This is a genomic window from Streptomyces cahuitamycinicus (genome assembly GCF_002891435.1).
Lineage (GTDB): Bacteria > Actinomycetota > Actinomycetes > Streptomycetales > Streptomycetaceae > Streptomyces > Streptomyces cahuitamycinicus.
In genome coordinates this window covers 1-22,206 of sequence record NZ_POUC01000099.1, presented here as the reverse complement: position 1 = coordinate 22,206, position 22,206 = coordinate 1, and the positions used below count along the sequence as shown (strand labels likewise).

General features: G+C 72.7%; 21 protein-coding genes and 3 pseudogenes. 11 read left to right on the top strand and 13 right to left on the bottom strand.

The genetic code is table 11. The annotated features are described in order from the left end of the window. Positions 1–276 precede the first annotated feature (276 nt). A complete protein-coding gene (locus tag C1J00_RS16095) occupies positions 277–1,518 on the top strand; it encodes an SGNH/GDSL hydrolase family protein (protein ID WP_102909766.1) in 1,242 nt (413 codons plus the stop codon). Between the two features lie 34 nt (positions 1,519–1,552). On the opposite strand, the gene C1J00_RS16090 is transcribed toward C1J00_RS16095, so the two are convergent. The 4 genes and pseudogenes from C1J00_RS16090 to C1J00_RS16080 form a co-directional block, all read right to left on the bottom strand. Continuing rightward, complete coding sequence (locus C1J00_RS16090) at positions 1,553–4,489, bottom strand: helix-turn-helix transcriptional regulator (protein WP_102909765.1); 2,937 nt, start codon at positions 4,487–4,489, stop codon at positions 1,553–1,555. Positions 4,490–4,600: 111 nt separating this feature from the next. Further along, positions 4,601–4,750 (bottom strand): annotated as a pseudogene (locus C1J00_RS48235) (UBP-type zinc finger domain-containing protein); the annotation flags it as partial. Beyond that, positions 4,745–4,975 (bottom strand): annotated as a pseudogene (locus C1J00_RS47900) (response regulator); the annotation flags it as partial. The pseudogenes C1J00_RS47900 and C1J00_RS48235, both read right to left, overlap by 6 nt. Before the next feature lie 107 nt (positions 4,976–5,082). Continuing rightward, positions 5,083–5,436, bottom strand: coding sequence for a VOC family protein (locus tag C1J00_RS16080; RefSeq protein WP_102909767.1), 354 nt, complete (start codon positions 5,434–5,436; stop codon positions 5,083–5,085). A 63-nt stretch (positions 5,437–5,499) separates the two neighbouring features. Between C1J00_RS16080 and C1J00_RS16075 the strand changes: the two genes are divergently transcribed. After that, a complete protein-coding gene (locus C1J00_RS16075; protein ID WP_102909763.1) occupies positions 5,500–6,381 on the top strand; it encodes a universal stress protein in 882 nt (293 codons plus the stop codon). Positions 6,382–6,394: 13 nt separating this feature from the next. On the opposite strand, the gene C1J00_RS16070 is transcribed toward C1J00_RS16075, so the two are convergent. Together C1J00_RS16070 and C1J00_RS16065 are read right to left on the bottom strand one after the other, a co-directional pair. After that, positions 6,395–7,666: a DUF4032 domain-containing protein gene (locus C1J00_RS16070; protein WP_102909762.1), complete on the bottom strand. Its 1,272-nt coding sequence runs from the start codon at positions 7,664–7,666 to the stop codon at positions 6,395–6,397. A gap of 197 nt (positions 7,667–7,863) precedes the next feature. Continuing rightward, complete coding sequence (locus C1J00_RS16065; protein ID WP_102909761.1) at positions 7,864–8,487, bottom strand: alpha-ketoglutarate-dependent dioxygenase AlkB; 624 nt, start codon at positions 8,485–8,487, stop codon at positions 7,864–7,866. Between the two features lie 100 nt (positions 8,488–8,587). Between C1J00_RS16065 and C1J00_RS16060 the strand changes: the two genes are divergently transcribed. Continuing rightward, complete coding sequence (locus C1J00_RS16060; protein WP_102909760.1) at positions 8,588–9,226, top strand: TetR/AcrR family transcriptional regulator; 639 nt, start codon at positions 8,588–8,590, stop codon at positions 9,224–9,226. 17 nt (positions 9,227–9,243) lie between these two features. Next, the gene (locus tag C1J00_RS16055) at positions 9,244–10,917 is read left to right on the top strand and encodes an FAD-binding dehydrogenase (protein ID WP_102909759.1); all 1,674 of its coding nucleotides are present in this window, start codon (positions 9,244–9,246) and stop codon (positions 10,915–10,917) included. A 27-nt stretch (positions 10,918–10,944) separates the two neighbouring features. Here C1J00_RS16055 and C1J00_RS16050 read toward each other — a convergent pair whose 3' ends face one another. Further along, on the bottom strand, positions 10,945–11,289 hold the full coding sequence (locus C1J00_RS16050) for a DUF488 domain-containing protein (RefSeq protein WP_102909758.1): 345 nt from the start codon (positions 11,287–11,289) through the stop codon (positions 10,945–10,947). Between the two features lie 150 nt (positions 11,290–11,439). On the opposite strand from C1J00_RS16050, the gene C1J00_RS16045 reads away from it, so the two are divergent. Beyond that, on the top strand, positions 11,440–11,883 hold the full coding sequence (locus C1J00_RS16045; protein ID WP_102909757.1) for a DUF6098 family protein: 444 nt from the start codon (positions 11,440–11,442) through the stop codon (positions 11,881–11,883). 46 nt (positions 11,884–11,929) lie between these two features. Here the strand turns inward: C1J00_RS16045 and C1J00_RS16040 are convergent, their stop codons facing one another. Together C1J00_RS16040 and C1J00_RS16035 are read right to left on the bottom strand one after the other, a co-directional pair. Beyond that, entirely contained in the window at positions 11,930–12,184 is a 255-nt protein-coding gene (locus tag C1J00_RS16040) for a WhiB family transcriptional regulator (protein WP_102909756.1), read from the bottom strand. Between the two features lie 103 nt (positions 12,185–12,287). Further along, the gene (locus C1J00_RS16035; RefSeq protein WP_102909755.1) at positions 12,288–13,505 is read right to left on the bottom strand and encodes a saccharopine dehydrogenase family protein; all 1,218 of its coding nucleotides are present in this window, start codon (positions 13,503–13,505) and stop codon (positions 12,288–12,290) included. 124 nt (positions 13,506–13,629) lie between these two features. On the opposite strand from C1J00_RS16035, the gene C1J00_RS16030 reads away from it, so the two are divergent. After that, entirely contained in the window at positions 13,630–14,337 is a 708-nt protein-coding gene (locus tag C1J00_RS16030) for a TetR/AcrR family transcriptional regulator (protein WP_102909754.1), read from the top strand. Between the two features lie 4 nt (positions 14,338–14,341). On the opposite strand, the gene C1J00_RS16025 is transcribed toward C1J00_RS16030, so the two are convergent. After that, positions 14,342–15,241, bottom strand: coding sequence for a LysR family transcriptional regulator ArgP (locus C1J00_RS16025; RefSeq protein WP_102909753.1), 900 nt, complete (start codon positions 15,239–15,241; stop codon positions 14,342–14,344). 69 nt (positions 15,242–15,310) lie between these two features. On the opposite strand from C1J00_RS16025, the gene C1J00_RS16020 reads away from it, so the two are divergent. After that, on the top strand, positions 15,311–15,928 hold the full coding sequence (locus tag C1J00_RS16020; RefSeq protein ID WP_102909752.1) for a LysE/ArgO family amino acid transporter: 618 nt from the start codon (positions 15,311–15,313) through the stop codon (positions 15,926–15,928). A 79-nt stretch (positions 15,929–16,007) separates the two neighbouring features. Continuing rightward, positions 16,008–17,302: pseudogene (locus C1J00_RS16015) on the top strand (MFS transporter). A 4-nt stretch (positions 17,303–17,306) separates the two neighbouring features. On the opposite strand, the gene C1J00_RS16010 reads toward C1J00_RS16015, so the two are convergent. The 3 genes from C1J00_RS16010 to C1J00_RS16000 form a co-directional block, all read right to left on the bottom strand. Beyond that, the gene (locus tag C1J00_RS16010; protein ID WP_102909751.1) at positions 17,307–17,762 is read right to left on the bottom strand and encodes a cyclic nucleotide-binding domain-containing protein; all 456 of its coding nucleotides are present in this window, start codon (positions 17,760–17,762) and stop codon (positions 17,307–17,309) included. Between the two features lie 298 nt (positions 17,763–18,060). Beyond that, positions 18,061–19,530 (bottom strand): aminotransferase class I/II-fold pyridoxal phosphate-dependent enzyme, encoded by a 1,470-nt coding sequence (locus C1J00_RS16005; protein WP_102909750.1) that lies wholly within the window; start codon positions 19,528–19,530, stop codon positions 18,061–18,063. 69 nt (positions 19,531–19,599) lie between these two features. Then, a complete protein-coding gene (locus C1J00_RS16000; protein ID WP_102909749.1) occupies positions 19,600–19,821 on the bottom strand; it encodes a hypothetical protein in 222 nt (73 codons plus the stop codon). A gap of 270 nt (positions 19,822–20,091) precedes the next feature. Here C1J00_RS16000 and C1J00_RS15995 point away from each other — a divergent pair, with 270 nt between their 5' ends. The 3 genes from C1J00_RS15995 (at position 20,092) to C1J00_RS15985 (ending at position 21,882) form a co-directional block, all read left to right on the top strand. Beyond that, entirely contained in the window at positions 20,092–20,526 is a 435-nt protein-coding gene (locus tag C1J00_RS15995) for an ATP-binding protein (protein ID WP_102909748.1), read from the top strand. A gap of 199 nt (positions 20,527–20,725) precedes the next feature. Continuing rightward, complete coding sequence (locus C1J00_RS15990) at positions 20,726–21,589, top strand: SigB/SigF/SigG family RNA polymerase sigma factor (RefSeq protein ID WP_102909747.1); 864 nt, start codon at positions 20,726–20,728, stop codon at positions 21,587–21,589. A gap of 29 nt (positions 21,590–21,618) precedes the next feature. Beyond that, positions 21,619–21,882 carry a DUF5133 domain-containing protein gene (locus C1J00_RS15985; RefSeq protein ID WP_102909746.1) on the top strand — a complete coding sequence of 88 codons (264 nt, stop codon included), beginning with the start codon at positions 21,619–21,621 and terminating at the stop codon, positions 21,880–21,882. Positions 21,883–22,206 lie beyond the last annotated feature (324 nt).

Sequence of the window (22,206 nt, the reverse complement as noted above, 5' to 3'; positions counted from 1 at the left end):
GAACCAACTCGTTCATCGTGCCGCCCTGCCCTCCCCACGCGGGACCGGTTGCCCGGACAACGGCCGCCGGAGCACGGGGGTTCCCGCGCCGCCCGGCGCGGGAACCCCGGCCGGGACCGGGCGCGTCGTGCGCGGCGGCTTCGCCCCGGCCCGCGCCGGCGGCACGGCACGCCCGGCGACGCCACCCCGCACAGCCGTCGACGACCGCACCACTACCGTGTCCTGGGCCCCGAAACACCGCCCGCATCCCACCGACCGGCCGAAGGAGCGCCGACGATGCCCCGCACCGCACGCCCCCGCTGCCGTGCCGCCCTGGCCGCCCTCACCACCTGTGTCGCGCTGGGCTGCGGAACCGGCACGGTACCTCCGGGGGACCAGCCGAGCCCGCCGCCCGGCGCCCCGACGGCGGCCGGGCGGGGCGTGGTCACCTGGGCCTCCTCCGCGGGCCACATCGGCGAGGCGGTGAAGGCCCGCGGCTACCGGCTGATGGTGCACACCAGCGTTGGCGGCAGCGACCTCAGGGTGCGGCTGTCCAACGCTTTCGGCGACCAGCCGGTGACGTTCGGCAACGTCCACGCGGGACTGCAACGGGACGGCGCCGCACTCGTCCCCGGCAGCAACAGGCGCCTGACCTTCCGCGGCGCACACTCCGTCACCGTGCCCGCCGGCGGCATCGTCTACAGCGACCCGCTGCCCGGCCACGTCCCCGCCGGGCGCACCCTCGCCGTCAGCCTGTACGTCCCCCGGGCGGACGGCCCGCTCACCGGGCACTGGCTGGCGATGCAGACGTCGTACACCACACGCGGCGACCACACCGCCGAGGAGGGCGCGGCCCACTGGAAACAGCGGACCGGCTCCTGGTTCTACCTCGACGCCGTCACCGTACGGCCCCGCAAGGGAACCGGCGCCGTGGCCGCCCTCGGCGATTCCATCACCGACGGCTGGCAGTCCACCACCGGCCGGGACCGCCGCTGGCCCGACTACCTGGCCCGCCGCCTGGCCGCGTCCGGCAGCACGGTCGAAGGCGTGGCCAACGCGGGCATCGCCGGGAACAAGGTCATCCTCGACGGCCCGGGGCAGAGCGCACTGAACCGCATGGAACGGGACGCGCTCTCCCTGCCGGGCGTACGCACGGTGTTCCTCTTCCAGGGCGTCAACGACATCAAGGCCGAACCCGGTGCCACGGGTGCCGGGCTGATCGACGGGTACCGCACGCTGATCGACCGGGCGCACGCGGCCGGGAAGTGCGTCGTCGGCGCCACGATCGCCCCCTACAAGGGCTGGCAGGAGTGGGACCCCGCCGGGGAAGCGGTGCGACGGCAGGTCAACGCCTTCATCCGCGACAGCGGCGCGTTCGACGCGGTCACCGACTTCGACCGCGTCCTGCGCAGCCCCCACGACCCCGAAAGGATGCTCCCCGCCTTCGACGGCGGCGACCACCTGCACCCCAACGACAAAGGGATGCAGGCGATGGCCGACGCCGTCGATCTCCGAAGCCTCGACTGCCGGAACGGCTGACACCGACCGCCCGACCCGGCGCAAGGCCGCCCGGTCAGCCGGACGCCGACGGCTCCGGGCCGATGAGGCCCTCGCGGTGGGCGACCGCCACGGCCTCCCCACGGCTCGACACGCCCAGTTTGGCGAGGATGTTGGAGACGTGGACGCTCGCGGTCTTGCCGCTGATGAACAGCTCCTCGCCGATCTGCCGGTTGCTGCGGCCGAGAGCGAGCAGCCGCAGCACGTCCTGCTCGCGCGCCGTGAGCACGGCCGCCCCGCCGTCGCCGCCGGGCCTGTCCGACAGCCGGCCGCGACGGACCAGGGCGTCCACCTGCTCCCGCAGGGGCGCGGCGCCCAGGAGGTCCGCGCTCTCCCGGACCGCCCGGGCCTCGGCCGCGGCCTCCTCGCGATGCCCGGCCGCCACCAGGGCCTCGGCGTACCGCAGCCGGCACCGCGACCGCTCGTAGACGTCGCCGTAGCCGAACGCGGCCACCGCCGCCGCCCAGGCCGCCACATCCGGCCCGGACCGCGCCCGGAGCCACTCCGCCTCGGCACGCGCCAGCCACGCCTGCCCCTCGGGGCCCTGGGCGGCGCCGTTCTCACCCCGGCCGGCCCCGGCCCGCGCCAGTTCCACCAGCTCCGACGCGGTGTCCGTCCAGCGGCGCGCCCCGGCCTCGTCCCCGGTCAGCCGCAGCCCGGCGGCCGCGTCGGCCACCGCCGCCAGCGCCAGGGCGGCGAGCCGGACCGTCACGTCGGGGCGGGCGCCCGTCTCGTCGGTGAGAGCCGTGACCGTGGACCGCATCCATCGCACCGCGTCCTCCGGATCACCGCGCAGCGCCGCCGCGTCGGTGAGCACGATGCCCGCCACCAGGGCGGCCATCCAGTCGAACGGCCCCTCCAGCAGGGCACGCGCCCGGTCGGCGGCCGTGACGTCACCCCGCGCGAGCGTCACGAACAGCGCGGGGCCCATCGTGTACCCGCCGGCGGCCGGCAGCACCTCGGCGTCGGCCGCCGCGGCGCGCACACACTCGTCCCAGCGTCCCAGCACGTTGAGCACCAGCAGCCGCAGATAGCGCATCTCCAGCGGATACGGCGACGACAGCAGCCCGGCGCGCCGGGCCCGGTCCAGGCCCTCCGTCAGGAAGGGCACGCACTCGGCCAGGGCACCGGACTCGTAACAGCCCATGGCCAGATTGAACAGGGCACGCAGCTCGACTGGCGCGTTGCCCGAACTCCGGGCCAGCTCCCGAGCCTTGAGCAGTCGCTGACGGCCTTCCCGGCCGCGCCGCCCCTCGCCGTCGAAGACGGCCAGGGAGATCAGCAGGTCCGCCTGGGCGTCGGTCACCCGCAGCCGCTCCGCCACTCCCAGGGCCCTGCGGGCGACCTGCAGCGCGGTCCCGTTCTCCCCGACGTGGCGTGCGGCCAGGACGTGCGTGGCCGCCGCCCACACCCAGGTGTGCGACGCAGGCTCCTCGGGGATCATCGCCAGGGCCTCGCTGCTGTAGGCGAACGCCGCCGTCAGGCTGTCCACCCGCAACAGGTCACCGGCGAGCGTGTAGCGGACCCGGGCGGCGAGTTCGGAATCGGCGTCCTGGCCGAGCTCCGCCAGCGCGGACCGGGTGAGGGAGACCGCGCGGTGCAGCTCCCCGGCGTGCGCGGCCGCCGCGGAGGCCCGCAGGGTCAGGGTCACCCGGTCGACACCCACGCCCGACGGACGGGCTTCGGCGGCGACAGCCGGCCACAGATCGAGGGCCGCTTCGAGATGCCGCTGCTCCTCGGCCGGCGCGCCGACCTGCTGGGCGTGATCGGCGGCCTCCAGCGAAGCGGCCAGCGCCTCGGCCAGATCGTGGCTCTCCCGGTAGTGATGGGCGCGCTCGGCGGCACTCTCGGCCAGGTGCCCGCGCCCGGCGAGCAGCCGCGCGAACGCGCCGTGCAGCCTCGCCCGCTCCCCGGGCAGCAGATCGGCGTAGACGGCTTCGCGGGCGAGGGCGTGCCGGAAGGAGTACGTGTCGTCGTCCCCGGCGACGAGCAGTTGCCGCCCCACCGCAGCACGCAGTGCCGACTCCAGCTCCGGCTCCGGCAGCCCGGCCGCCTCCCGCAGCAGATCGTGCTCCACCCGGCGTCCGGCGACGGCGGCGGTCCGCAGCACCTGCTGCGCGGTCTCGGAAAGCTGCTCGAAACGGATCAGCAGCACATCGGCGAGCCCGCTGGGCATCCCGCCGGACTCCGTGTCCGTGGCCGCGAGCAGCTCCTCGGCGTAGAAGGCGTTCCCCTCGGCCCGCTCCACGATCCGCCGTACCGTCGCCTCCGGCAGCGGCCTGGGCTCCAGGGCGCGCACCAGCCGGTCCACATCGGGGTCGGCCAGCGGCCGCAGCTCCAGCCGCTCGACGAGGGGCAGCCGTATCAGCTCCGCCAGCAGCGGCCGCAGCGGATGCCTGCGGTGCAGGTCGTCGGCCCGGTACGAGGCGAACACCGCCAGCCGGTGCCGGAGCACGCCCCGGCCGAGCAGGAACCGCAGCAGATCGCGCGAGGACTGGTCGGCCCAGTGCAGGTCCTCCAGCACGAGCAACAGCGGCGCGACCTCCGCGACATCGGCCAGCAGCCCCGCCATCCCCTCGAACAGCCGCAACCGCCCGTCCACGTCCCGCACGGAATCGGACCCGGCCCCCAGCAGCCGCTCGACCGCGGGATGGGCGGCCAGGGCGGAAGCGAACCGCTCCTCGCCCGCGAGTACACCCAGCACCTCGGTGAAGGGCAGATAGGGCAGACCGACATCCCCGAGATCCACACAATGCCCGGTGACCACGGTCATTCCGGCGTCAGCGGCCAGCCCACCGACCTCGTCCAGCAGCCGGGTCTTGCCCACCCCGGCGTCCCCGGCGACCAGCACGGCCCGTGCCTCACCGGCACGGGCACGGTCCAGCACGGAGGAGAGCCGGTCGAGTTCGGCTTCCCGCCCGACGACCGGCGTGATGAAGGAAATGTTCGGCACTGAACCAACTCTCTTGAGGGCGCAGGGCTGTGGCGTTGTGCGGCTCCGCCGCGTGGGCGCGGTCAACCACCGACAACCCGCAGCCGCAACAAAACGACGGGACCCGGGCTCCTAGGCCCGCAAAACCCTCGCCCAGTCATCCGGCACCCGCCCCGCAGGCCCCGGCACCGGCTGATCCGCGGCATGACTCACCGGCGCGGCCGGCTCCGGCCCCGACTCGTGCAACTCGTTCGTCGAGTAGTCCCAGTACCAGGCGATGCCGTTCATCCGCGGCATCCGGTAGTCGGCCAGGATCACCGCCACGAGATCGCCGCGCAGCTTCAGCACGCGCAGCGCGTCCAGCGCGGACTCACCGGACTCCGCCCGCACGATCCGGTACGACGCGCCGTACCGCCGCCTCAGGTCCCGGGCCACGGCCCGGGAGACACCCGGGTCGTCGTCCACGGTCATGATGACGGTCCGCGCCGAATCGGCGGGCTGTGCCATGCGTCCCCCACGCCGGGCGGTCGACTCACGGCGCGGCGCCCCGGGAGCACCGCGCCGACCTCCGCCCATCGTATGTTCGATCGCTGCGCGGCGCCCGGATACGGGGATCAGCTCCGGGGGGACCCCAGCACGCAGAACTCGTTGCCCTCCGGGTCGGCGAGTGTCACCCACGACTGCTCGCCCTGCCCGACGTCGGCGTGCCGCGCACCGAGCGCCAGCAGCCGTGCCACCTCGGCCTCGTGGTCGTCGGGCCGGAAATCGAGGTGGAGGCGGTTCTTGATCGTCTTGCGCTCCGGCACCGTCGTGAAGAGCAGCCCCGGCAGCCGGTCCGGGGCGGGCCGGATCTCGAACTCGTCGGGTGCGTCGTTCACCACCACCCAGCCCAGAGCCTGTGCCCACCAGCGGCCGAGGGCCTCCGGGTCGGCAGAGTCCACCATGACCTGTTCCCACTCCAGCGACATGCGGGCAGTGTAGTGAAGACTGATCATGAGCACGTAGTGATTTCCACGAGGGGAGACGGCCGGATGACACGCCCGATCACGGCAGGGGTCGACGGATCGCAGGAGAGCCTCGCGGCCCTCGCCTGGGCGGCGCGGGAGGCGGTACGGCGCGACCGGCCACTGCGCGTGGTGCACGCCTGGCGGGTACAGCCGCAGGAGGCGCTGGAAGCGGGGATCGAGGGGGACGCGGACAGTCAGAGCGAGCGGGTGCACAGCGCTGTGACCGAGGCCGTCGGGACGGTCATCGAACGGCATCCGGACCTCGCGGTCACCACCGACGTCGTCGAGGGCCCGGTGGCCGACACCCTGGTCGCCGCCGCGGCCGACGCCGAGACGTTGGTGCTCGGCTCGCGCGGGCACGGCCGCATCGTCGGATTCCTGCTCGGCTCGGTCGGCCAGCAGGTGATCGCCGCCGCCACCCGGCCCGTGGTGCTCGTCCGGGCCGGTGACCAGCCCGCGTCCGAGGCCGCCGGGCGCGAGATCGTCGTCGGACAGCAGGGTGACCCGGAGGACAGCGCCGACGCGTTGCGCTTCGCCTTCGAGACGGCCGCCGCGCGCGGGGCGACCGTACGGGTCGTACGGGCCTGGAACCTGCCGCCCGTCTTCGCCTACAGCCCCGGCTCGCTGAAGCTCCTCGACGAGGCCGGCGGTCTGGAGCCGTACGAGAAGAAGAGCCTGGCCGCCGCGGTCCGGCCCTGGCGGGAACGCTTCCCGGACGTGCCGGTCGAGGAGCACGTGGAGATGGGCAGTGCCAGTCAGGTACTGCTGTCGGTGGCAGGGACGGCCCAGCTGATGGTCGTCGGCCGCCGCGCCCACCGCACGGCCGTCGGAGCCCGTATCGGCTCGGTGGCCCACGGGATGCTGCACCACGCGGACTGCCCGGTGGCGGTGGTGCCGCACGGGTGAGGGCGCCGGCCGCTCACTCCGCCGTCGGCTGCAGCGTCTTGCGGGCCTTGGGCAGGATGTTCCGGATGTAGTCCTCGACCACCGCGTCGAGGCCGATGTCGTGCTGGGCCCGCTCGGACAGGTACCAGCGGTGTTCGAGGAGCTGGTGGTAGATCTCAGCCGGGTCCATGGCGCCGCGCAGTTCGAGGGGCACGGCCCGCACGGTCGGGCGGAACACCTCCCGCACCCAGCGGTGGGCCAGCACCTCCGGGCGGGTGCCATGGGGGTCCCCCGTGTTCGAGCGAAGCCGAGAACTGGGGGCAGGGGCGCCCGGGGTGTAGTCGTCCTGGGTAGCCATCCAGCTCTCCAGGTCGTTGAGCAGCCGCCGGGCCTGGTTCTCCTCCGCGTCCAGCCCGGTCAGGCGCAGCAGCTGCCGCTGGTGGTGGCCCGCGTCGACGACCTTGGGCACGAAGCTGACCGTGTCGCCGTTCGAGGCGTGCTCGATCTGCATCTCGGCGACGTCGAAACCGAGGTCGTTCAGGCGGCGGATCCGGCGTTCTATGTAGTGGTACTTGCCGGCCGGGTAGACGGAGGCCCGGGTCAGTTCCTCCCACAGTCCGCGGTAGCGGGCGCAGATCTCCATGCCGAACTCGATCGGGTCCACGGACGGGTGCAGCGCCCCGGAGGCCTCCAGGTCCAGCAGCTCCCCGCTGATGTTCACCCGGGCGAGGTCGAGGTCGTAGTCCCGCTGCCCCGAGCTGAGCCGCGGATGCAGGTCACCGGTCTCGGCGTCGACCAGATAGGCGGCGAAGGCGCCCGCGTCGCGCCGGAAGAGCGTGTTGGAGAGCGAGCAGTCGCCCCAGGCGAACCCGGCCAGGTGCAGTCGCACCAGCAGGACGGCGAGCGCGTCCATCAGCCGGTGCATGGTGGCCGGGCGCATGGTGGTCTCGAACATCGAGCGGTACGGCATCGAACCGCCCAGGTGCCGGGTGATCAGGACGCTCTCCAGTGGGGCCCCGCTCGCGTCGGTACGGCCCGTGACCACGGCCAGCGGGTCCACCGACGGGATGCCGAGCCGGTCCAGGTCGCGCAGCATGTCGTACTCGCGCAGCGCCGGGCGCTCGGCCAGCTCCTTGACGGCGATCACCTCGTCGCCTGCCCGGGAGTATCGCACCACGTGCCGGGAGATACCCCGCGGCAGCGGCACCAGGTACTCCTCCGGCCAGTCCTCCAGGGGCACGTCCCACGGCAGTTCCAGCAGGAGCGCGGGGTGCTCCGGATCGGTCGCGCTGATCTGCAGTGCCATGGGCTGGGTGTCCTTGTCTCGCCGCTGATCGTCACATCAGATTAGAGGGCGCGTTCCCGGGCCCGGGCAGCGGCGTCCCCCACCGGCCCGGGACCACGACGGCCTCCGGGGAACCGCCCGCCTCGGCGGGCGAGGCCAGGAGCAAAGGCGGGCGAGGCCAGGAGCAAAAAGCCGTGCCCCGGTCGTTCGGTACGCCCTCAGCGCACGCCGTGCGGGCGGAACTGGATGCTGATCCGCGGCCCCGCCGCGCGGGTGCTCTTGGGGATCGCGTGCTCCCAGGTGCGCTGGCAGGAGCCGCCCATCACCACGAGGTCGCCATGGCCCAGCGGACGGCGCACGGTGTCCCGGCCGCCCCTGACAGGGCGCAGCAGCAGGTCCCGGGGCGCTCCGACCGACAGGATCGCGACCATCGTGTCCTCGCGCGCACCGCGTCCGATCCGGTCGCCGTGCCAGGCCACGCTGTCCCGGCCGTCGCGGTAGTAGCACAGCCCGGCCGTGGTGAACGGCTCGCCCAGCTCCTCGCCGTAGCGGGTGCCGAGTGCCTCCCGGGCTTCGGCCAGCACCGGGTGCGGCAGCCGGTCGTCCGCGCCGTAGAAGGCGAGCAGGCGGGGGACGTCGACCACGTTGTCGTACATCGTGCGCCGCTCCGCCCGCCACGGGACCTCGGCCGCCAGTTGTCCGAACAGTTCGTCGGAGCCGTGGAGCCACCCGGGCTGCACGTCGAGCCAGGCGCCGAAGCCGAGGTGGGTACGGCTGATCCCGTCCAGGGAGCCGAGGCGCACCTCGTCGGCCTGGTCGAAGAGGGAGCCTTGCAGGTGCATGCCGTCAGCGTACCTCTGAATCGAATGTACGTTCCATCGGAAACCTCCCTTTCGATACATCGGTGTATCCAATACAGTCCTGTATCGAAAGGGGGCCGGCATGCCTGTCGAGGGAAGCACCGGGCGCGTGACCAGGCGCCGTGCCCACACGCGCGCCAACCTCCTGGAGGCGGCGTTCTCCGTGTTCGCGGCCAAAGGCTTCGGGCACGTCTCGATCGAGGAGGTCTGCGAGGCCGCCGGCTACAGCAGGGGTGCCTTCTACTCCAACTTCTCCAGCCTCGACGAGCTGTTCTTCGCCCTCTACCGCGAGCGCGCCGAGCTGATCGCCGAACAGGTGTCCGGCGCCCTCGCCCTCGACGGACCCGACCTCGACGTGCCCGCCGCCGTGGACCGCGTCACCGACGTGCTGCTCCTCGACCGTGACTGGCTCCTGGTGAAGACGGACTTCCTCGTGCACGCCGCCCGCGACCCGGAGGTCGCGCAGGGCCTGCTCGAACACCGCGCGCGGCTGCGGCATGCCATCGCCGACCGGCTCGGCCGGGCCCGCGGGCACACCGCGCTGCCCGCCGTACTGGGCGACACCGACGGCGCCGCCCGTGCCGTGGTCGCCGCGTACGACGGCGTCACCACGCAACTGCTCCTGGACCGGGACGTGGAAAGCGCCCGTGCCTGGCTGAAGCAACTGCTCACGGCCCTGCTGACCGATGGCAGCGGCACCCTCGCCCACACGAAGAACTGAAGAAGGGAACGGTCGCCATGGATGCCGATGTCATCGTCGTCGGAGCGGGTCTCGCCGGTCTGGTCGCGGCGCACGAGCTGACCAGCAGGGGCCGGCGGGTCGCCCTCGTCGACCAGGAGAATGCCGGCAACCTCGGCGGCCAGGCGTTCTGGTCCTTCGGCGGGCTGTTCCTCGTCGGCTCGCCCGAACAGCGGCGCCTGGGCATCAAGGACTCCTTCGACCTCGCCTGGAGCGACTGGCGCGGCAGCGCGGGCTTCGACCGGCTGGAGGACGAGGACTCCTGGGCCGTGCGCTGGGCCCGCGCCTACGTCGAGTTCGCCGCGGGGGAGAAGCGGTCCTGGCTCGACGGGCACGGCATCACGTTCCTGCCCACGGTCGGCTGGGCAGAGCGGGGCGACCTCACGGCGGACGGGCACGGCAACACCGTGCCCCGCTTCCACGTCGCCTGGGGCACGGGCACCGGCGTCGTCGAACCGTTCGTGCGCTACGCCAAGCAGGCCGCCCGTGACGGCCTGCTCACCTTCCACCACCGGCACCGCGTCGACGCGCTCGTCGTCGAGGGCGGCACCGCCCGGGGTGTGCGCGGCATGGTCCTGGCCGAGGACCCCTCACCCCGGGGTGTCGCCTCCAGCCGCGACGCGATCGGCGAGTTCGAACTCACGGCCCAGGCCGTCATCGTCACCAGCGGCGGCATCGGCGCGAACCACGACATCGTCCGCCGCTACTGGGCCGAGCGCCTCGGCACCCCACCGCGCGAGATGGTCACCGGCGTCCCCGCCTACGTCGACGGGCGGATGCTCGACATCAGCGCCGAGGCGGGCGTCCGGCTGGTCAACCGCGACCGTATGTGGCACTACACGGAGGGCCTGCAGAACTGGGACCCGATCTGGCCCGGCCACGGCATCCGCATCCTGCCCGGCCCGTCCTCGATGTGGTTCGACGCCCTCGGCCGACGCCTGCCCGGGGCCTGTCTGCCCGGCTACGACACCCTCGGCACCCTGAAGCACCTGCGCACCACCGAGGACATCGCCGGTTACGACCACTCGTGGTTCATCCTCTCGCAGAAGATCATCGAGAAGGAGTTCGCCCTGTCGGGCTCCGAGCAGAACCCCGACATCACCGCCAAGGACCGTGCCGGATTCCTCAAGGAACGCATCCTCGGCAAGGGCGCGCCCGGGCCGGTCGACGCGTTTGTGCGCAAGGGCGCCGACTTCGTGACCGCGGCGGGCGTCGAGCAGCTCGTCGAGAAGATGAACGCCCTCACCGACAAGCCGCTGCTCGACGCGGCCGAGATCAAGCGCCAGATCGAGGCCCGCGACCTGCAGATCGCCAACCCCTACGCCAAGGACGCCCAGGTGCAGGGCATCCGCAACGCCCGCCGCTACATCGGCGACCGCCTCGGCCGGGTCGCCACCCCGCACCGCATCCTCGACCCGGCGGCCGGGCCGCTGATCGGCGTCAAGCTGCACATCCTCACCCGCAAGACCCTCGGCGGCATCCAGACCGACCTCGACTCCCGAGCCCTCGGCACCGACGGCAACCCGGTCGACGGTCTGTACGCGGCCGGTGAGGTCGCCGGATTCGGCGGCGGCGGTGTCCACGGCTACAACGCCCTGGAGGGCACCTTCCTCGGCGGCTGCCTCTTCTCGGGGCGGGCGGCGGGCCGGGCGGCGGCGAAACAGACCGCCTGACCTCGCCGGACGGCCCGCCCCTCATCCTCACAGGAGGCGGGCCAGTACCGTCGCGTGGCTCTCCTGCGGCGTCTTCGAGGCGGTCAGCAGCGTCACGTCCCCCGTGCGGAGCAGCTCACGCACACCGTCGAGGGCCTCGGCGGCCTCCTCGGCGGCGAGCTCCGCCTCGTACCGCTCGGCGAACTCCTCGTACGAGCCCTCGCCCGCGTGGTACCAGCGCCGCAGCTCCGTCGACGGGGTGATCGCCTTCGGCCACTCGTCCACCCGAGCCGCGTCCTTCGCCAGTCCCCGCGGCCACAACCGGTCGACCAGGACCCGCACCCCGTCCTCCGGCTCGGGCGGATCGTAGACGCGGCGTACGCGAACGCTCATGCTCGGCCCCTTCTGCGACGGGCTGGTGTGCCGCGAGCGTAACCTCGCCCGTCGCCCGTCGCCCGTCGCCCGGCCTCGCCGAACAGCCGATTCCGCTCGCGCCGAGCGGGTACTCCGTCCGCCGACGGCGTCGAGGGAGGAGGACACGGCATGAGGGAATCGGACGAGCTGCCGGTCGTGCGCACACTCGCGGAACTCACCGAGCTGGTCGAACGGCACCAGGGTTTGTACGTCCGCTGGTCGCGCGGACCCGCGACCGATCTCCGCGACGTGTCCAGCACCGACGACCTGACGGGCGTGTCCATGCCTGGCCTGTCCGCCAACCCCCTCGACGTCGAGAACTGGTGGGAGGACCGGCCGGTCCGCGTGTGGGTGGCGCGTCGCCTGCACGACTACGCCCATCTGCCGCACGAGAAGGGGCCCGGCGTACGGGCCTGGGTGCTCGCGGGCAAGGAGACCTCCCGCGGACCTGACAACGAACCGCTGGTCACCGACGCCCGGCCGATGTGCTGGATCGACCCGCAGATCATCGACGAGGCGCGGACGGAGGTGGCCCGGCAGGCAAACCCCTGGGGACCGCTTCGGCGCGGATGAGCACCGCCGCAGATGAGCGCTGAGGTTCCCAGGGGTGGGGCCGGTGTCAGCCGGAGCGGCGGCGGGCGGCCGCGCGGCGCTTCAGCGCACGCCGCTCGTTCTCGCTCGTCCCGCCCCACACGCCGATGGACTGACCCGTGTCCAGGGCCCATTGCAGACACTGCTCCTGCACGGGGCAGCGCCGTCGGCACACCGCCTTGGCCTGCTCGGTCTGCAGCAGAGCCGGCCCGGAGGTGCCGATCGGGAAGAAAAGCTCGGGGTCCTCGTGCCGACAGGCAGCGTGGTCTCGCCAGTTGTCCATCGAAGTCACCTGCGTCGCAGTAGAAACGTGCTCTCTCGGATGCTTACTCCTCTTCGGGTCACCTGTCGACGGTTCGTGAAACAGGGCGTTCCCGGCCAGTCCTTCACTGCTCCCGCATGCCCCAGGGGGAGCCGTAGTCCGTCAGCAGGTCCAGGAAGGGCCGCGCCGGGAAGGCCTCCGGGCCGAGCACGCCCGCACCGGACCAGGCGCCCGTCGCGAGGAGTTCGAGCGCGACCACGGGGTTGATCGCCGTCTGCCACACCACGGCCTGGGAGCCGTACTCCGTCATGGACCACTGGTTGTCGACCACGTGGTAGAGGTACACCTCGCGAGGCTCGCCGTCCTTCACGCCCCGCACCCAGGTGCCCGCACAGGTCTTGCCGTGCATGCGCTCGCCCAGCCTCGCCGGGTCGGGCAGGCACGCGGCGACCACGTCCCGGGGCGAGACCGCCACCGGTCCGTCCGGCCCGGGCACGATCACCGGGTCGGTGCGGTCCAGGCCCAGCAGGTGGAGCGTCCTGAGCGTCTCGACGAACTCCCGTCCCAGGCCGTACTTGAAGGTCACCCGGCGGGCGTCGACCCAGCGCGGGACGAGCAGCACCTCCTCGTGCTCCACGTTCACGCACTCGACCGGGCCGATGCCTTCGGGGAAGTCGAAGACCTCGGGCTCGCTGAAGGGCTCGGTGGTGAACCAGCCCTTGCCCGTCTCGTAGACGACCGGCGGGTTGAGGCACTCCTCGATGGTGGTCCAGATGCTGAACGAGGGCGCGAAGTCGTAGCCGTCGACGGTCAGGTTCGCGCCGTCGCGGATGCCGATCTCCTCGATCGTGTCGAAGAGTTCGTCGGCGGCGTACCGCGCGAAGACGTCCGACAGGCCCGGCTCCACGCCCATGCCGACGAGGGCCAGCAGCCCCTCCTCCTCCCAGTCGGCGGCCTGCGCGAACTGCTCGTCGCCGAGCTTGACCCCGCACTTCTCGTACGGCCGCTCGGCATGCGGGCGGGACAGCGACATCGCCATGTCGACATAGGTGGCGCCCGCGGTGCGGGCCGCGCGGAACAGCGGCATCACGAAGCGGGGGTCGGTGGCGTTGAGGAGGACGTCGCAGCGGTGCCAGGCGAGCAGGCGGGTCACCGCCGCCTCGTCGCCCGCGTCCACCTGCTCGGCGGTGAACCGTGCGTCATCGCCGAGCGCCGCGACCGCCGCCTCGGCCCGCGCCGGGTCGTAGTCGGCCACCACCATGGCCTCGAAGAACGGTCTCCGGGCCGCGATCCGAGTGATCGCCCCGCCCACACCACCGGCACCCACGAGCAGTACACGCATGACAGAAACTCCCTATTTGCGCAGAACGTGACGCGTCCTTGGGGAGATACAACGCCGCCTCCTGTCATAAGGTCAATGGCGTTGGCATAAGGACCGGGGCCGGTCCCCGGGGAGGGAGCCCGCCGTGCCGAAGCCCGTGGTGCCCGAGGAGAAACGCCGCCGACGCAGGCCCACCAAGAGCGGCACCGTGCTGTCCGAGGAGCTGATCGTCGAGACCGCGCTGCGCATGCTGCGCGAACACGGCAGCGCCGGACTGACCGCCCGCCGGCTGGGGCTCGCCCTGGACGCCGACCCGAGCACGCTCTACCGCTACTTCCGGGGCATGGACGATCTGACCCTCGCCATCGGCGACGCCCTCATCGGCCAGGCCCTGGAGGGCTGGCGGCCCACGGGGGAGTGGCGGGCGGACCTGCGGTCCTTCGGGTTGCGCATCCACGGCGCGTATCTCGCCCATCCGCAGGCGGCCCTGCTGACCACGAACCGGGTCACGGGCCGGGCCCATGAGCTGGCCGCCGACGAGGCCGTCCTGGACGTCCTGCGCACGGCCGGCTTCCCGCTGCCCGACACCGTGCGCGTCTACCACGCCTTCATCGACCAGACCCTGGCCTTCGCCGCCCTGGACGCCGCCTCCCTGGCCCTTCCCAGCGACTCGCTGCACGCCGACGAGGACATGTGGCGCTCGACGTACGCCCGCCTGCCCGCCACGACCCACCCACGCATCGCCGAGGCGGCGCCCCTGCTCGCCACCCGCATGCTCACCAGCGCCTATCCGGCGGCCCTGGACATGCTGCTCGACAGCGCGGCGGCCCGGCTGGAAGCCGTCCGGGACTGAGGGATCAGGGCCGCAGCGCCTCCGCCGCGGTCGCCGTCACCGTCTCCGCGACCTGCACCAACGCCGGCGAGTCGAGCTTCCACTGCTGCCAGTACAGCGGCACGTCGACCCTGCGGCCCGGGGCGATGCCGACGAGCCTGCCGTCGCCCAGCAGCGGATCCGCCTGGGGCTCCGGCACCAGACCCCAGCCCAGCCCGGCGGCCACGGCCTCGACGAAGCCCTCCGAGGTCGGCACGTAGTGCCGCAGCGCGCTCGCGCCGGCCCGCCCCCGGGTGAGCCCCCGGACGAAGCCGTCCTGGAAGTCGTCGCGCCGGTCGAAGACCACCACGGGCACCTCCGTGAGGGTCCGCGCCACAGGCCCGCCGAGGTGGCGGGCGGCGAACTTCGGCGCGGCCACGGCGAGGTAGCGCATCCGCCCGAGCGACCGCACGGAGCAGCCCGGCACGGGATCCGGGGACGACGTCACCGCCGCCATCACCGTGCCCTCCCGCAGCAGGGCCGCCGTGTGGTCCTCGTCCTCGCGGCGCAGCTCGAAGCAGAGCCGGAACTCCTCCGGAACACGCGTGAGGACCTGCAGGAACCAGGTGGCGAGGGAGTCCGCGTTCACCGCCACGGACACCCGCGTCGGCTCCCCCTCGCCGCTCAGTCCGAGCTCCGCCTGCGCGTCGTGCTCCAGCCGCGCCACCTGGCGGGCCAGCCGCACCAGCACCTCGCCTGACTCGGTCGGCCGCACCGGCTTGGTCCGCAGCAGCAGGACGCGTCCCGTGCGCTGCTCCAGTGCCTTCACACGCTGGCTGATCGCCGACGGCGTCACATGCAGCGCGGCCGCCGCCGCGTCGAACGTGCCCTCGTCCACGACGGCGAGCAGGGTCCGCACCTGGTCCAGCGGAAGATCCGTCATCATCACATCTGCTTATGTTACGTAAGAATCCTTAGCTGGCCCGTGCCCGGGTGTGTCCGTAGCGTCGACGCCATGACCAGCACCTTCACCGCCGGCGCCGCCGGCTTCGGCACCGGCCTTTCCCTCATCGTCGCCATCGGAGCGCAGAACGCCTTCGTCCTGCGCCAGGGCATCCGCCGCCAGGCCGTCCTCCCCGTGGTGGCCATCTGCGCCTTGTCGGACGCGGCGCTCATCGCGCTCGGGGTCGGCGGGGTCGGCGCGGTGGTGGCTCGGTGGCCGGGCGCGCTCACGGCGGTCGGCTGGATCGGTGGCGCGTTCCTGCTGGTCTACGGGGCACTGGCCGCCCGCCGGGTGTTCCGGCCCGGCGGTGACGCGCTGCGGGCGGAGGGGGAGGCGGCCGGATCGGTGCGCCGCGCCGTGCTCACCTGCCTGGCGATGACCTGGCTCAATCCCCACGTCTACCTCGACACCGTGTTCCTGCTGGGTTCCGTCGCCGCCGACCACGGTTCCCTGCGCTGGACGTTCGGCCTCGGCGCGGTGCTGGCCAGCCTGTGCTGGTTCACCGCCCTCGGCTTCGGCGCCCGGATGCTCGGCCGGTTCCTCGCCAGGCCCGCGGCCTGGCGAGTCCTGGACGGCCTGGTCGCCGCCGCCATGATCGTGCTCGGTGCCGTGCTGATCACCGGAAGCTGAGACCGGCCGCCGACCCGGCCGGCACGAGTGCGATAGTGATCCCCGCCCGGAAAGATGTAGCGAGCATCGAGGAAGCGGCGTGGACGCGAGCGAGAGCACGACCGAAGAGCGGGAGCCCGAACCCCAGGCGCCCCGGCGGCGCGGTCGGCACCGCTGGGCCATGGACACCCGCCCCCTGCGCCGGCCCGCCTACCGGCGGTTGTGGGGCTCGACCATCGTCACGGCCGTCGGCAGCCAGCTCACCGCCGTCGCCGTCCCCAAGCAGATATACGACATCACCGGCTCCTCGGCGTGGGTCGGCGCCGCGAGCCTGGCCGGCCTCGTGCCCCTGATCGTGTTCGCGCTCTGGGGTGGGGCGATCGCCGACACACCATGGACCGGCGCAAGCTGCTGCTGATCACCAACAGCGGCATCGCCGTCACCTCGCTGCTGTTTTGGCTCCAGGCCTTCGCCGGCCTGGAGTCGGTCGCCGCGCTGATGCTGCTGCTCGCCGTGCAGCAGGCCTTCTGGGGCCTGAACGCCCCGGCCCGCAACGCCTCCATCGCCCGGCTCGTCCCCGAGGACGAACTGCCCGCCGCGGGCGCCCTCGGCTCGACCGTGATGCAGACCGGGCAGGTGGCGGGCCCGCTGCTCGCCGGTGCCCTCATCCCCGTCATCGGGCTGCCCGAGCTGTACCTCATCGACGCGGTGGCCCTGTGCGTGACGGTGTGGGCGGTGTACCGACTGCCCCCGCTGCCGCCCCAGGCCGGCACGGCCGTGCGCCGCGCGGGCGTGAAGGAGATAGCCGCCGGCTTCCGCTACATCTCCGGGCACACCGTGCTGCTGCTGTCGTTCCTCGCCGACATCGTCGCCATGGTCCTCGGCATGCCCCGCGCCCTGTTCCCGCAGCTCGCCTCCCAGACCTACGCCCCGTACGGCGAAGGCCTCGCGCTGGGCCTGCTGTTCGCGGCGATCCCCGTCGGCGCCGTCCTGGGCGGGCTGTTCTCCGGAACCTTCTCCCGGGCCCGGCGGCAGGGCTGGATGGTCATCGGCGCGGTCGTCGCCTGGGGTGTGGCCATCACCGGCTTCGGACTGAGCCGCAACCTGTGGATCGCGGTGGCGTTCCTCGCCCTCGCCGGGGTGGCCGACATGGTCTCCATGGTCTTCCGCGGAGTGATCCTGCTCTCCGCCGCCACCGACGAGATGCGCGGGCGCATGCAGGGCGTCTTCACCGTCGTCGTGGCGGGCGGCCCGCGTCTGGCCGACGTGCTGCACGGCACCGCGGGATCCGCCTTCGGCCCCCGCACCGCCGTCGCGGGCGGCGGACTGCTGGTCGTCACCGTGATGCTGGTGCTCGCCGCCGCGGTACCGGCGCTGCGGCGCTACCGGGTCTGACGCTTCACAGGACTCCGCGCCGGTGCAGCGTGTACTGCTCCATCAGCTTGCCCCGGGTCATCTCCAGCCGGTGCGCGAGCACCTCGGCGACGTTGCGCACCAGCGTCATCCCCAGCTCCGGGTCCTCCTTGCACAGCCCCAGCACGGCCTGAGCGTCGAACTCGTAGGCCCGCACCGGGCTGAACGCCACCGCGCCGAAGTCCCAGGTGTACGGCGGGAACAGCCAGGACCAGCCGAGCAGGTCGCCCGCGCCGAGGCTGGCCACGGTCACCCGCTGCAGGGAGTTCACCTGCTGGTCCAGGGAGACGGCGCCGGAGCGGATGACCCAGAAGCGGTCGGCAGGGCCGCCCGCCTCGAAGATCCGGGCGTCCTCGGGGAAGGACACCTCCTGGGCGAGCGTCATGAGGCGCTGCCGCTGGGGCGGAGGCAGGGCGGTCAGGAGTTTGATCGCTTTGGTCATGCGGAGCTCCTCGCCGGGCGGTCGACTGCGGTGCTGTCCCCGAGGGGTGCAAGGCCCCCTAAGCCCATTTCAGCCGCTGGCGGGGCCCTGGGCACCTCGGCGTACGCGACTTCTTCCGGCCGGTGGTCCGGGCATGAAAAAGCCCTGGCTGGACGGGGGAGACCAGCCAGGGCCGTTTAGAGGTGGTGGGCGGAGGACGAGGGGTCGACTCCGTCACCACGTATGGATTAACCGTAAACCATCTTGGCGCCGCGCGCGCCCCATGGACCGGGTGGCGTGACCTGTTTCACGCCCGGGGTCACTGCGCGAGCACGCGGACCGTCTCCAGTTCCGGGTCCTCGGGGTCGGGCAGATGCATGCCCGCGTCCAGTCCCGTCCGCAAGTAGGCCAGCACCGGCTCGGTCAGGCGCTCGCCCGGGAGGACCGCGGGGATACCGGGGGGATACGGCGTGATCATCTCGGCCGCCACCCGCCCGGCCGCATCGGACACCGGCACGGCCTCGGCCGGGCCGAAGAACGCGTCCCGGGGGAGCACCGTCTGCTCCATGCGCAACTCCGGCGGCGACGGCACCTCCACCCTCGGCGCTCCGGGCAGGTCGCCGGCCGCCCGGGCGAGGTCCCGCAGTGCCTCCAGCAACTCCCGGGTGGTCTCCGGGTCGTCGCCGTGGGTGATCTGCGCGCCGATGCGGCGGTGATCGACCAGGTGCGCGTCGATGCGCCGGTGCTCGCGCAGCCAGTCCGCCGCCTGGAAGCCCGTGATCCCGAGGCCGGTGAGGTCGATGACGCCGGGCAGTGGGTCGAGGTCGTCGGACAGGCCCGGGCCGCAGAAGTCGTTCCGGTCGTTGACGTGCAGCCCGTCGATCTCCTCGATGGCGGCCCGCACCTCGGCCGCGAGATCCAGCGCACCGCCCATGAGCTCCTCGCCGTGCAGCGCCATCTGCCGCCGCCAGCCGTCCAGGCCCGCGAAGATCAGCACCGAGGGGCTGGTGGTGCCCAGCAGGTCCGCGCGCATCCCAAGCAGCTCCGGCGGCACCAGGTCGCCCTGGAGGTGGAAGACCGAGCCCTGCTCCAGGCCGCTGCCCATCTTGTGGATGCTCGTCACGCAGATGTCCGCGCCCGCGTCCATCGCCCACGACGGCAGGCCGGGGTGGAACGGCAGATGCGCGCCCCACGCCTCGTCGACGATCAGCGGCCGCGAGCGCCGGTGACAGACATCGGCGATCGCCCGCAGATCCGCGCAGCCGCCGTACGGCGTGGGACTCGTCACCAGCGCTCCGCGCGCGTCCGGATGCGCGTCGAAGGCCCGGTCGAACTCCTCGGCGGACGGAGGATGGGCGAGGTTCCGCTCGGAGTCCCACCGGGGCTCGACCCAGACGGGCTCGATACCGGAGATGATCAGCCCCGCGACCACCGACTTGTGGGCGTCGCGCCCGATCAGCAGCTTCTCGTGCGGGCCCGCGACCGAGAGCATCGCGGCCTTCACCGAAAGGGAACTCCCGCAGGTGCTGAAGAACGTGTGCTCGGCGTGCACCGCGTCGGCCATCAGATCCTGGGCACGTTGCAGCACCCGGCCCCGGGTGAGCCGGTCGTCCAGACCGCCGGAGGCCAGCACGTCCCCGTGGAACACCGCGTCACCGAGGATCTCCCGGACCGCCGGATCCGCCCCGCGGGCCTGCTTGTGCCCGGGTGGCGTGAACGACAGGTGCCCCTTACGTCGGTACTCGTCCAGGGCTTCCAGAACCGGTGCTCGCGTGTGGTCGGCTGTCATGCGCACCGGGTTCCCGGCGTGTGCCCTCGCAATCCGGTCACGCCCGCACCGGCACCGGCCCGCGCCCGGTCAGCCCTCCGGGGCGTGTTTGCCCGGGGCCACGATCTCGTCCAGCACCCGCAGCACCGCCTCGTAGGACATCCGCCGCACGGTCGCGTCCCGGGCCCCCTGCGGGTCCGTCGCGTTCAGCTCCTCGCTCCTGGTCCGCCACGTCTGCTCCTCCTGCACCGCGCACTCCCTCGCACGCTGGATACGCCGCAACAGCTCGTCGGAATCCACCACATCGGTCATGCACTCCGCCTACCCGCCCAGAGCACGGGGATGACATCGAGTCACGGCCGTCCGAGGTGTTTTCGGGCCTTCCCGCCGGACCGGAGGTTTGCAGGTGCGGGGAGAGGTGAGCCGAGGAGTAGGACCGCGGCGTTCGCGCGTTGTGCGCCCCGAACGCCGCGGCAGGTCGAGACAGGCAATGGGTCCGCGGGCCCCGGGCAGGCCCGTGCGGGCGGCCGGGGAACGAGGTCCGGACCCGGTTTTCCGTCCGTGCTGCCAGGGAGCTGCCCAATGTGCGAGGAGCACATGATCGAACCCGTATTCGAGCCGCCCGGCGTCCACCGGGCCCGGCCGTGCAAACCCGCCGAGGCGCGCCGGGCGGTGGAGCGAGCCGTGGCCGAACGCTGCCGGGCCACCCACACCCCGTGCGACACGGACGGCCTGTCCGACGCGCTGCTCGTCGTCTCGGAGCTGACCACCAACGCGATCCTGCACGGCGGCGGTGTCACCGACTTCCAGGTGGACGTCGACGGCCCCGGTGTGCGCCTCTCGGTGAGCGACCGCAGTGACGCGCTGCCCGTGACCCCGCCCCGCACCGATCCGCACGGCCGGCTGCGGCACGGTGGCCACGGCTGGCCCATCGTCTGCCGGCTCGCCCGCGACGTCCGGGTGTCGGACCTGCCCGCCGGGGGCAAATGCATAACCGCTGTCGTCCCCCTGTCCTGAACGCCCGTGAAGCGGTACCCGGCAGATTGCACTGCAAAGCGGAGTTTGTTCCACCGGGGTCGGGGCAGACGCAGTTTCGTGCTTCGGACCGGAGGCGCGCCAGCGGGAGCGGTATGACTGCCCCGGAGGCCGTCCAGGCGATCCGGGCAGTGTCCTCCCGCGGTCAGTCCCTGAAACCACCGTTCAGGAGCGAATCCGCATGCTCATCGAAACGCCCACCCATCGTCCCGGCACGCCCGAAACGACGACCCCCGCCTCCCGGCGGCGTCACGACGACGCCCCCGACACCGCCGCTCTCTTCGCCAGGATGGCGGAGCTGGAAGAGGGTCCCGAGCGGGAAGCCGTCCGCGACGAGCTGGTCACCCTGTGGCTGCCCATGGCCCACCGCATCGCCGGCCGCTTCCGCGACCGCGGGGAGTCGATCGAGGATCTCCGGCAGGTCGCCGCACTGGGCCTGGTCAAGGCCATCGACCGGTTCGACGTGAGCCGGGGTGCCTTCGAAAGTTACGCCGTCCCCACCATCACCGGCGAGGTCAAGCGCCACTTCAGGGACCGCATGTGGGCCCTGCGGGTCCCCCGCCGTGTGCAGGAGCTGCGCAACAAGGTGCGGGTGGCACGCCGTGAACTCACCCAGAACCCGGGCAGCCCCGAGCCCTCCGTGGCGGACCTCGCCACCCACACCGGCCTCAGCGAGGAAGAGGTCAACGCCGGGCTCGAAGCCCTGGACAGCTTCAGCACCCTGTCGCTGGACGCCGAGCTCTCGGCCGACGACGACGGCTACAGCCTCGCCGACACCCTCGGCGCTGCCGACTCGTCCTACGACGTCGTCGTGGACCGCGAGTCCGCCAAGGAAGGCCTGCGCCGGCTGCCGGAACGCGAACGGGCCATCCTCTACATGCGCTTCTTCGAGGACATGACCCAGAGCCGCATCGCCGACCATCTCGGCATCTCCCAGATGCACGTCTCCCGCCTCATCAGCCGCAGCTGCGCCCGCGTGCGCGACGAGGTCCTGGGGGAGCGGACGGGCAGCCGGGGGAGCGGCGGCACCTCCACGACGGCCTGACCACCCGATTCCACGAGGAGCGAACGACCATGCTGAGGCCCCACCCCGCCGTGCTGCGCAGACTCGTCGACGAGTACGAGGCCCTGGCGGCCGCCGAGGCCGCCCGCGGACCGGCGGAGCCGAACCCCAGAGCACGCGACCTGGCGTACACGCTGTGCGTGTCCACCGGCACCCGGGACGTCAAGCGTGCCCTGGAAGCCGCCCACCAATGGCTCGCGGCCGCACCCGCACCGGCACGCGAACCCGCCGCTCCGATGGCCGGACAGCGCATGCCGGCCACGGAGCCCGCCTGATCCCCGCGCGTCCCTGCGCCGGAGGAGACGATGCGACACGGGGCCCGGCCGTCGGCGGAAGCCGCGGCCGGGCCCCCGCGCGTGGTGCAGCGGTTCCGGCGATGCTGAGTGCGCGACGGGAGTGGCGCCGCCGTACGGCGGCGGAGACGGCTCGCCCGGCGCAGAACCGGAATCCCCTGGTCCGTGGGTTGCGCGGGGTGTGTGAACGCCGACCCGGGGCATCCGGACTGCCGGGAGGTCGACATGAACACGAGTGCGATGGCACAGACCGGTCGGTTCCGGGCCCGGCGGGTGGCGCGGGGTTCGGCGACCGAGGGGGCGGCA